The 11085-nt window shown below is 44.9% G+C and carries 5 protein-coding genes and 1 other RNA gene; 5 read left to right on the forward strand and 1 reads right to left on the reverse strand.

The features are described 5' to 3' along the window. Positions 1-68 precede the first annotated feature (68 nt). From gpsB to D8797_RS10475, 5 genes are all read left to right on the forward strand, one after another. The gene (gene gpsB / locus D8797_RS09585; protein WP_125380475.1) at positions 69-413 is read left to right on the forward strand and encodes a cell division regulator GpsB; all 345 of its coding nucleotides are present in this window, start codon (positions 69-71) and stop codon (positions 411-413) included. Positions 414-427: 14 nt separating this feature from the next. Continuing rightward, positions 428-795, forward strand: an RNA gene (gene rnpB, locus D8797_RS09590) — RNase P RNA component class B. Between the two features lie 198 nt (positions 796-993). Then, positions 994-2148 carry a THUMP domain-containing class I SAM-dependent RNA methyltransferase gene (locus D8797_RS09595; RefSeq protein WP_125380476.1) on the forward strand — a complete coding sequence of 385 codons (1155 nt, stop codon included), beginning with the start codon at positions 994-996 and terminating at the stop codon, positions 2146-2148. A 12-nt stretch (positions 2149-2160) separates the two neighbouring features. Beyond that, positions 2161-3633 (forward strand): cell division site-positioning protein MapZ family protein, encoded by a 1473-nt coding sequence (locus tag D8797_RS09600; protein WP_125380477.1) that lies wholly within the window; start codon positions 2161-2163, stop codon positions 3631-3633. Positions 3634-4036: 403 nt separating this feature from the next. Next, positions 4037-6820: a MiiA motif-containing surface protein gene (locus tag D8797_RS10475; RefSeq protein WP_125380478.1), complete on the forward strand. Its 2784-nt coding sequence runs from the start codon at positions 4037-4039 to the stop codon at positions 6818-6820. A gap of 14 nt (positions 6821-6834) precedes the next feature. Here the strand turns inward: D8797_RS10475 and D8797_RS10480 are convergent, their stop codons facing one another. Then, the gene (locus D8797_RS10480; RefSeq protein WP_125380479.1) at positions 6835-7026 is read right to left on the reverse strand and encodes an aminotransferase class-IV; all 192 of its coding nucleotides are present in this window, start codon (positions 7024-7026) and stop codon (positions 6835-6837) included. Positions 7027-11085 lie beyond the last annotated feature (4059 nt).

Consider the following 11085-nt stretch of genomic DNA (forward strand, 5'->3'; position numbering starts at 1 on the left):
ATAAATCTTGCTTTTTATAGGTGATTTCGTATATAATTGGATATGATAAACTAGATTGGAGTGAGAGCATGGCGAGTATTATTTATACAGCAAAAGATATTTTTGATCAAGACTTTAAGCGTGAAGTGCGAGGATATAGCAAGGCTGAAGTGGATGAATTTTTAGATGGTGTGATTAAGGATTATGAAACTTATGCAGCCTTGGTAAAGGAGTTGCGTGAGGAGATTACTATTCTCAAAGAACAAGTATCGAATCAAGCGACTGTTACTCCTTCGGTGCCTAGTCAGCCAGCTCAACCAACGATTGAGATGCCACAGATGGGAACAGCGACTAACTTCGATATTTTGAAGCGCTTAAGCCGTTTGGAAAAGGAAGTTTTTGGCAAGCAAATTCTGGACAACGAAGAGCAATAATTTTGCAGAGTGCAATTTTTGGATAATCGCGTGAAGATTTGATATTTTCATGAGGAAAGTCCATGCTAGCACCGGCTGTGATGCTGGTAGTGTTTGTGCTAGGCGAAACAATAAGCCTAGGGACGGAGCAATCCGTTACGGCGACTGAAAAGGCTAAGTCTTTAGATAGGTCTGAATAGGTCTGAAAGTGCCACAGTGACGTAGTTCTTCTGGAAACAGAAGAAGTGGAACGCGGTAAACCCCTCAAGCTAGCAACCCAAACTTTGGTCGGGGCACGGAATGCGTGGAAACGAACATAGCATTCTGACTGGAAACAGTAGACAGATGATTATCGAAGGAGATGGTACCTAGTCATTTCTGGAACAAAACATGGCTTATAGAAAATTGCACATAGGTTAGCTAGCGTATGCTAGCTTTTTGATTAAGATATAGAGCCCCTTAGACAGAAGATTGCTGTAAGGGACAAAATAGGAAAGCAAGTTTTTTCTCAAAAAGAGGAGCCAAGCAAGAACATTCTGATTTCTAGCTGAGGCCAGTTTTTAACGGTGTGGCTCAGCGGATAGTGATAGAGTAAGAAAGAATGAAAGAAAAATTTAATTTAATTGCTACTGCAGCAGCAGGTCTGGAAGCCGTTGTCGGCCGTGAAATCCGAGATTTGGGTCTAGATTGTCAGGTTGAAAATGGCCGTGTTCGCTTTAGTGGCGACATCGCTACCATCATTCAAACCAATCTCTGGCTGCGCTCAGCGGATCGGATTAAGATTGTTGTGGGAACATTTCCAGCCAAAACGTTTGAAGAGCTTTTTCAAGGCGTCTTTGCTTTGGACTGGGAAAATTATTTGCCCTTAGGTGCCAAATTTCCCATTTCTAAAGCCAAATGCGTCAAGTCAAAACTGCATAATGAGCCCAGTGTTCAAGCCATTTCAAAAAAAGCAGTTGTGAAAAAACTGCAAAAGCATTATGCTCGTCCAGAAGGTGTCCCCTTGCAGGAAAATGGAGCAGAGTTTAAGATTGAAGTTTCCATTTTAAAAGACCTTGTGACGGTCATGATTGATACCAGCGGTTCTAGCTTGTTCAAACGTGGCTATCGGACAGAAAAAGGCGGAGCGCCAATCAAGGAAAATATGGCAGCAGCGATTTTGCTTTTGTCGAACTGGTATCCGGACAAACCCTTGATTGACCCGACTTGCGGATCAGGAACCTTCTGTATCGAAGCGGCTATGATTGGGATGAAGATGGCGCCAGGTTTACATCGTTCCTTTGCTTTTGAAGACTGGAATTGGGTTGACAAGGACTTGGTACGTCGGCTTCGGGCAGAGGCCCTAGCTCAGATTGACCAAGACATCCAGCTGGATATTTCAGGTTCCGATTTGGATGCTCGTCTGGTAGAGATTGCCAAGAAAAATGCGGAAGAAGCGGGTGTTGCTGACCAGATTCAATTTAAGCAAATGCGTCTGCAAGACCTTCATACGGACAAAATCAATGGGGTTATTATCTCCAATCCGCCTTATGGTGAGCGTTTGTTGGACGATGATGCGGTGACCAAGCTCTATCAAGAAATGGGAGAGACCTTTGCTCCGTTGAAGACCTGGAGTAAATTTATCTTGACCAGTGATGAGGCCTTTGAAGCCAAATATGGCAGTCAGGCGGATAAAAAGCGAAAACTTTACAATGGTACTTTAAAAGTTGATTTATATCAATACTTTGGCCAGAGGGTCAAAAGACAACTAGATTAGAAAGGAAATGCTGTGAGCAAAGAAGAAAAGATGCCAACAGAGCAAGAAGCAAAAGAAACCGTTCTTGACTTAGAAGATGCGAAAGAGATGACGGTCGGTCAGGCTGCTCGGAAAAACGAGGAAGTCGAGGCTGGTGTGACTGAAGGAGACAATATCCTAGATAAGTACATCAAGCAACACCGAGATGAAATCGAGGCTGGAAAATTTGAAACCCAAAAGCTGAGAATCATGGAAGAGCTGGCACAACAAAAAGAAGCTTTGATACAAGAGACCATCAAACAGCTTAAGAGTCAGTCTCAGGCGAAGGAAAATACTGCCAATACGGCATCACCTTCGGCGCAGCCAGTGAAAGCAGAAACTGCAAATTCAGCAAACATAGAGACTACAAAGGCTGCACAACCAGCGCTAACAGTTGCAGCTGAAGCACCAGTCATCCCGGCAACAAAGCCGGTATCAAAGCCAGTTCCGACAGTATTTGAAGATGAGGACGAGCCTGAGACAAAGCCTTTCTACAAGAAGAAAGCCTTCCTATACTCAGCCTTAGGTCTTGTAGCGCTTGCCGCTGGAACGACTTGGTATTTTCATCAAGGCTGGGGGAGTCACAAGTCGACAACTGGTTCCAGTTCGACAGTTTCTTCTAGCAAAAAGAAATCTGTAAGTTCCAGTGAAGCTAAGAAAGAGGCTGCTAAAGAATTTGAAGACCTTTATGCTAGCTTCTTTACGGATAGTAGTCAGACAGCTATCAAAAATGATAAATTTGGTGATTTGGACAAGTTGAAGGCTAAGTTAGATGTCTTAACTGGCAGCTCAGAATACACAGCTGCTAAGAAAAAGTATGATGACCTTGTTAAGCAAATTTCTGCTATCCAAAGTGTGAATTCGCAATTCAATACGGGTGCTATCGTTGATGGTCTCTTGAAGACAGACGCCCAAGTGAAAGAAAATGCTAATCTTCCAGATGTATCGACAGGTAATAACAAGTTGGATGAGGTCTTGAAGGCGGCTATTGCTCAAGGACGCAGTCAGCAGCTACCAGCACCGGCGCCTAGTCCAACAGTGGAACCGTCAGCGCCATCAACAACACCAACAGTGCCAGCTGCACCATCAACGCCGCCAGCTGTTAATCCAGCGCCTAGTGATCCTAGTGGCATTAGAAATGCAGAAACTGGTATCGGACTGCCAAGTGCAGGAGTTAACCTCCAGCGCCACCTTAGCCGTGTGCCTTACAATCAAGCAGCTATCGATGATGTGAACAATCCTGCTTGGACATTCAATCCAGGTGTTTTAGAAACGATCCTCAAGGTGTCTCGCGAGCGTGGCTATATCACAGGAGATCAGTTTATCCTTGAAAAAGTTAACATTGTCAAGGGGAATGGCTACTACAATCTCTATAAACCAGATGGTACTTATCTATTTAGTATGAACTGTAAGACAGGCTACTTTGTAGGGAATGGAGCTGGGTATGCAGAAGATTTGGATTATTAATCACCTTTCTCGCTAACTCATTCAAAATATGATAAAGAAAAAGTTAGACGGTTCTGAGTCAAGTATCTTGGGTCAGCCGTCTAGCTTTTTTGTATAAATAGTTACTTATTGTTAATTACTATATTAACCTGTAGTTTAAATCTCTAGGTTAATATGGATAGTTTAAAATAGCTTGATTTATCAAGCTTATTGTCAATAAATAAAGATTTCAATAGATTGAATTCTTGTCTTATTTTTGTTAAAATACTATCTGGAGCATTAGGGCACCTAGAATAAAAATGTAAAAAAGTGTGTATTTTTGCTTATAAACTATAGCATGCAATAAGCCAGCTTCTTTGCTAATGGTCATGAGATTAACAAAAACTGGCATGTTGGAAAAGGAAAGGAAAAGGAAAGGAAAAGGATGTTTCGAAGTAAGAAATATAACAAAGATTTCGAGATTATTGACGAAAAGAAGCGGTATAAGCTCTATAAGTCTGGGAAAAATTGGGTAAAAGCTTCAAATTCTCAACTCGACCTCTTTCGTATCGGTGGAATGGGAGAAGTTGTCTCAAGCAGCTTGTCAGATACTGAAGAGCTTGATCACGACCATCTGAGCCTCAATACTCTTGCAGGTCTGGGAGGGATATTAGCCGCTGGGGCAGCGGGGCTAATGGTGACTCAGGAGCAGTCTGTCTATGCAGATGAAATATCTGAATCTACTGATAAAGCAGTTATTTCAGCTGAAGTCAAGGACAATGAAGAAGCAACAGAAGCAAGTACAAATTCGATCATTGCTCAAGCGCAAGCAGAAATGCGAAAAGCAAAAGCAGAACAGGCTTCTGAGTTGGCCTCTGTTTCAGTTAGTCAGTCAGTCAGCGCTTCAGTCTCTACAAGTGAGTCAGTCTCTCTTAGTATCTCGACTAGCCAGTCTGTTAGTCAATCGCTCAGCCAATCAGTTTCCGCTAGTAACTTAACTTCTATCAGCCGGTCTGTATCTGCTAGCAATTCAGTCTTGACTAGCAAATCAGTGAGTACTGCGCCTGCTGCAAAAGTATCAGAGAGCAAAGCGCCCGCTAAGCTAGAAAGTGCTAACAATACAACTTCTCTAGAGCAGGATAAAGTGCTAACTAGCGCGTCAGTAGCTGATGCTTCCGTCTCAGCTTCTAATTCTGTCTCACTGGATATCAGAGTCAATGTTGCTGATAGCTTTGTTTCATCTGGTGCAGGACAAAGTGTAGCTAGTGCTAGTTTGAGCAATAGCCAAGCCCTCGCGACCAGCAACAACTTAGCAGCTGGTGTGGTAGCTGATAAGAACCAAGCCCAAGGCAAGGACGAGCTTAAGCAAGCTGAGAAGAGTCAAACGGTAGATAAGACCGTGACCACTTCACCAAAAGAGTCTGTCACTGCTAAACAACAAGAAGAAAACCGTAGGAAGTTGACCAATCTTTCAGCTGAAATAGGTGACTATCTAGCAAAAGCAGTTGGTTTGCCAAATACGGATTCAGCTCTTGTTAAGGCCAATGCAGCGCTAACAGAAATTGAAAAGGCCCTAGCTGATCCGACTAGTGATTTAACAACAGTAGTGCAAAAAGCTACTTTAGCACGTAATTCGATTATTAATGCTGTTTTTGCGGCTAATTCTGGTGTACGCGATGTACGAAATGGGACAGTGATTACTAGAGGGGCACACCTACGTGCGGCTTCTAATCCACCTACAATCTCTATGCCATCTACTATCACAATTTATAATGATGAAGCAATCAATAATTTTCAGATAAGACTGAATGATGATAAAGGGATGGCTAAAATCACGGCCTCCCCATCCAATGCTATTATTACAGGTTTAAAAGCACCGAACTATCCAACTAACAAGAAAGGGGAATTTGGAGATCTATATATCTATGATCAAAGGGGGAATAAAACAGGTGGTCAAAGAACATACACTATTAACATAATAGGGACGGTGGGTCGTGAAAACGGAACTTGGAAACCCTATAAGCCTGGTACCTATGTTCTGGAGTACACAGTAACAGATATTCATGGCTTGACTGCTACAGCACGTACGAATTTCCATATCAAAGGCTTCAACGAACGCCACAACCCAGTTAGTGGGGATACCGTTATTGTTAAGAATCCCTCTTCTTTGACTGTAAGTGAACGCAATCAAGTACTTGAAAAATTTAAAGAAAAAAACCAGTCGCTTTTATCTGGTAGTGATTTTACGAAAGATGGCGTAACCGGAACGATTGCGGTAGCTGAAAATGGGAATATTACCATTACCTACCGTGATAATACTACAACTGTTATCCCAGCTAATGTGGATGCTGTTCCAGTTCCAAGTGCGACGGTGACTCGTAACGGTCAAACTCTAACACCTGTAAACGGCAACTATATTGTGTACGCAGGAGATGATATTCAAATTAATTTCACTGCTACAGATAATAGCGGGCAATTATCAGAATTTAAGATTGTTTCAAATGAAGATGCAAATGGTTCAGCCCTTAAAAATAATTTCTTTGAAGATAATAAATATGGGACGGGAACAGTAGATCATTTAACGGGGAATATCACAGCAACTACTGCTAGTCCAGCTCGCATTACAGTAAGAGCTCATTTGAATGATAATCTAGAGTACGATAAAAATGGTAGAAATAGTTGGCAACGTAATGCAGTAGCAACGGATAAGGCTGGGAATAAAAATAGTGCAGGAAATGCTTCGCCAGGTAATGTCCGTATTGTGCAAGGTAGACTGACAGATATTATGGAAGGGGTAGCACCGACCGAAACCTTCCAAGTAGAGAATGTTTCTGAATTAAAACCTCAAGAAAAAACTCGTATATTGGCGGCTGTTGAGAAACTAAACAATAAGCAGGAAAAACGTATTGATTCCTTTACTATTAGTAACAATGGAACAGTTACCATTATCTATAAAGATAAGACTACGGATACGTTCACTGTAAAACTTTCTGATAGTGAGTATAAGAGTAGCAGTACTTCAACTAGTCTAAGTCAAAGACAGTCAACCAGTGCCTCAGTAAGTGCTAGTACATCAGCGAGTGCGTCGGCTTCAACGAGCGCCAGCCGTTCAGTTTCTGCTAGCCAGAGCTTGTCTACTTCCTTGCGCAATAGCCAATCGGCATCGATGAGCGCCAGCCGCTCGGTTTCAGCGAGAAATAGTGTTTCGGCCTCAGTGAGCGGTAGTTAGTCTGTCTCAGTGAGTCAGAGCGCTGCTTCATTGAGCTTGAGCCAATCCATCTCACTAAGTAAGAGTGCATCAACTTCATTGAGTGGTAGCCAATCCGTCTCATTAAGTAAGAGTGCTTCAGCGTCACTGAGCGGTAGCCAATCCATCTCACTAAGTAAGAGTGCTTCAGCGTCCTTGAGCTTGAGCCGCTCAACTTCATTAAGCAAGAGTGCTTCAGCTTCATTGAGCTTGAGTCAATCTGTCTCACTAAGTAAGAGTGCTTCGGCTTCACTGAGTGGTAGCCAATCCGTCTCACTAAGTAAGAGTGCCTCAGCGTCACTGAGCTTGAGCCAATCAGTTTCACTAAGTAAGAGTGCCTCGGCCTCATTGAGCTTAAGCCAGTCAGTTTCACTAAGTAAGAGTGCTTCGGCTTCACTGAGTGGTAGCCAATCCGTCTCACTAAGTAAGAGTGCCTCAGCGTCACTGAGTGGTAGTCAATCTGTCTCATTAAGTAAGAGTGCTTCAGCGTCATTGAGTTTAAACCAATCAGTTTCATTAAGTAAGAGCGCTTCAGCGTCATTGAGTGGTAGCCAGTCAGTTTCAGCAAGTGCCAGTGCTTCAGCGTCATTAAGCCTGAGCCAGTCAGTTTCAACAAGTACGAGCGCTTCAGCATCATTGAGCTTGAGTCAATCTGTCTCATTAAGCACAAGCGCCTCAGCATCATTGAACTTGAGCCAGTCAATCTCAGCAAGTGCAAGTGCTTCAGCATCAGTAAGCCTGAGCCAGTCAGTTTCAACAAGCGCAAGTGCCTCAGCGTCACTGAGCTTGAGCCAGTCTGTCTCAGCAAGTGCAAGTGCCTCAGCTTCGTTGAGTGGTAGTCAATCTGCCTCATTGAGCAATAGTGCTTCAGCATCGTTGAGCTTAAGTCAATCCGTTTCATTAAGTAAGAGCGCCTCCGCTTCATTGAGTGGTAGCCAATCCGTCTCATTAAGTAATAGTGCTTCAGCGTCACTGAGCTTGAGCCAGTCAGTNTCATTGAGCAAGAGCACTTCAGCATCGTTGAGCTTGAGCCAGTCTGTATCAGCAAGCACAAGCACTTCAGCATCGTTGAGCTTGAGCCAATCCGTTTCAACAAGTGCAAGTGCCTCAGCATCATTGAGCCTGAGCCAATCCGTTTCAGCAAGCGAATCAGCTTCAGCGTCATTGAGCTTGAGCCAGTCCGTTTCAACAAGCGAGTCTGCTTCAACCTCAATGAGCGCCAGCCAGTCTGTCTCAGCAAGTAGCCAATCAGTCTCAACAAGTGCCAGTGCTTCAGCATCACTGAGCTTGAGCCAGTCTGTCTCAGTAAGTGCAAGTGCTTCAGCATCTGCTTCAGCGTCATTGAGTTTGAGTCAATCTGTCTCAGCAAGTGCAAGTGCCTCAGCTTCATTGAGCGCCAGCCAGTCTGTCTCAACAAGCGAGTCAGCCTCAGCTTCGTTGAGTGGCAGTCAATCTGTCTCAACAAGCGCAAGTGCTTCAGCATCAGTAAGTCTGAGCCAGTCTGTATCAGCAAGCACAAGCACTTCAGCATCAGTAAGCTTGAGTCAGTCCGTTTCAACAAGCACAAGTACTTCAGCTTCGTTGAGCTTGAGCCAGTCAGTCTCAGTAAGTGCCAGTGCNTCAGCATCAGTNAGCCTGAGCCAGTCAGTTTCAACAAGCGAGTCAGCTTCAGCGTCATTGAGTTTGAGTCAATCTGTCTCAGCAAGTGCCAGTGCCTCAGCTTCATTGAGCACCAGCCAGTCAGTCTCAGCAAGTGCCAGTGCTTCAACCTCATTGAGCGCCAGCCAGTCAGTTTCAGTAAGCACAAGCGCTTCAGCATCGTTGAGCTTGAGTCAATCCGTTTCAGCAAGTGCCAGTGCTTCAGCATCGTTGAGCTTGAGTCAATCCGTCTCAACAAGCACGAGCGCTTCAGCGTCATTGAGCTTGAGCCAGTCAGTCTCAACAGGTGCCAGTGCTTCAGCGTCAGTAAGCCTGAGTCAATCAGTTTCAGCAAGTGAATCAGCTTCAACCTCATTGAGCACCAGTCAGTCTGTCTCAGTAAGCACAAGTGCCTCAGCTTCATTGAGCTTGAGTCAGTCTGTTTCAGCAAGCGTAAGTGCCTCAGCGTCAATGAGCGCAAGCCAGTCCGTTTCAACAAGTACGAGTGCTTCAGCATCGTTGAGCCTGAGCCAATCCGTTTCAGAAAGCACAAGTGCCTCAGCGTCAATGAGCCTGAGCCAGTCTGCCTCAGTAAGTGCCAGTGCTTCAGCATCACTAAGCTTGAGCCAGTCAGTTTCAGCAAGCGAGTCTGCTTCAACCTCATTGAGCACAAGTCAGTCCGTTTCAGTAAGTGCCAGTGCTTCAGCGTCAGTAAGCCTGAGTCAATCAGTCTCAACAAGCGCAAGTGCTTCAGCGTCCTTGAGCTTGAGTCAATCAGTTTCAGCAAGTGCCAGTGCTTCAGCATCAGTAAGCCTGAGCCAGTCAGTCTCAGCAAGCGAGTCTGCTTCAGCGTCAGTAAGCTTGAGTCAATCCGTTTCAACAAGTGCAAGTGCCTCAGCATCAGTAAGCTTGAGCCAGTCAGTTTCAACAAGCGAGTCTGCTTCAGCGTCATTGAGCGCAAGTCAGTCCGTTTCAACAAGTGAATCAGCTTCAAGCTCATTGAGCACCAGCCAGTCTGTCTCAACCAGCGCAAGTGCTTCAGCGTCATTGAGCTTGAGCCAGTCAGTTTCAACAAGTGAATCAGCTTCAACTTCATTGAGCACCAGTCAGTCTGTCTCAGTAAGCACAAGTGCCTCAGCTTCGTTGAGCTTGAGTCAGTCAGTTTCAACAAGCGAGTCTGCTTCAGCGTCATTGAGCACCAGTCAGTCTGTCTCAGTAAGCACAAGTGCCTCAGCTGCGTTGAGCTTGAGTCAATCAGTTTCAGCAAGTGAATCAGCTTCAACCTCATTGAGCACCAGTCAGTCTATCTCAGTAAGCACAAGTGCCTCAGCTTCGTTGAGCTTGAGTCAGTCTGTTTCAGCAAGCGTAAGTGCCTCAGCGTCAATGAGCGCAAGCCAGTCAGTTTCAACAAGTGTAAGTACTTCAGCATCAGTAAGCCTGAGTCAGTCAGTCTCATTGAGTAATAGTGCCTCAGCATCGTTGAGTGGTAGTCAATCTGTTTCAGAAAGTGAGTCTGCTTCAGCGTCATTGAGCGCAAGCCAGTCAGTTTCAACAAGTGAATCAGCTTCAAGCTCATTGAGCATCAGCCAGTCTGTCTCAGCAAGCACAAGCACTTCAGCTTCGTTGAGCACCAGCCAGTCTGTCTCAGCAAGTGCAAGTGCCTCAGCATCGTTGAGCTTGAGCCAATCCGTTTCAACAAGTGCAAGTGCTTCAGTGTCAATGAGCTTGAGCCAATCCGTTTCAACAAGTGCAAGTGCTTCAGTGTCAATGAGCTTGAGCCAATCCGTTTCAACAAGTGAATCAGCTTCAGCCTCAATGAGCTTGAGTCAGTCAGTCTCAACAAGCGAGTCTGCTTCAGCATCATTGAGCTTGAGTCAGTCTGTCTCAGTAAGTGCAAGTGCTTCAGCATCAGTAAGCCTGAGCCAGTCAGTTTCAACAAGTGAATCAGCTTCAACGTCATTGAGTACCAGCCAGTCTGTCTCAGCAAGCACAAGCACTTCAGCATCAGTAAGCTTGAGCCAGTCAGTTTCAACTTCATTGAGCGCCAGCCAGTCTGTATCAGCAAGCACAAGCACTTCAGCATCAGTAAGTCTGAGCCAGTCTGTATCAGCAAGTGAGTCTGCTTCAGCCTCATTGAGCTTGAGTCAGTCTGTCTCAGTAAGTGCAAGTGCTTCAGCATCAGTAAGCCTGAGCCAGTCAGTCTCAGCAAGCACAAGCACTTCAGCATCAGTAAGCTTGAGCCAATCCGTTTCAACAAGTGCAAGTGCTTCAGTGTCAATGAGCTTGAGCCAATCCGTTTCAACAAGTGAATCAGCTTCAGCCTCAATGAGCTTGAGTCAGTCAGTCTCAACAAGCGAGTTTGCTTCAGCATCATTGAGCTTGAGTCAGTCTGTCTCAGTAAGTGCAAGTGCTTCAGCATCAGTAAGCCTGAGCCAGTCAGTTTCAACAAGTGAATCAGCTTCAACGTCATTGAGTACCAGCCAGTCTGTCTCAGCAAGCACAAGCACTTCAGCATCAGTAAGCTTGAGCCAGTCAGTTTCAACAAGCGAGTCAGCCTCAACTTCATTGAGCGCCAGCCAGTCTGTCTCAGCAAGTACAAGCGCTTCAGC

It is taken from the genome of Streptococcus cristatus (assembly GCF_003944225.1).
Taxonomy (GTDB): domain Bacteria; phylum Bacillota; class Bacilli; order Lactobacillales; family Streptococcaceae; genus Streptococcus; species Streptococcus cristatus_K.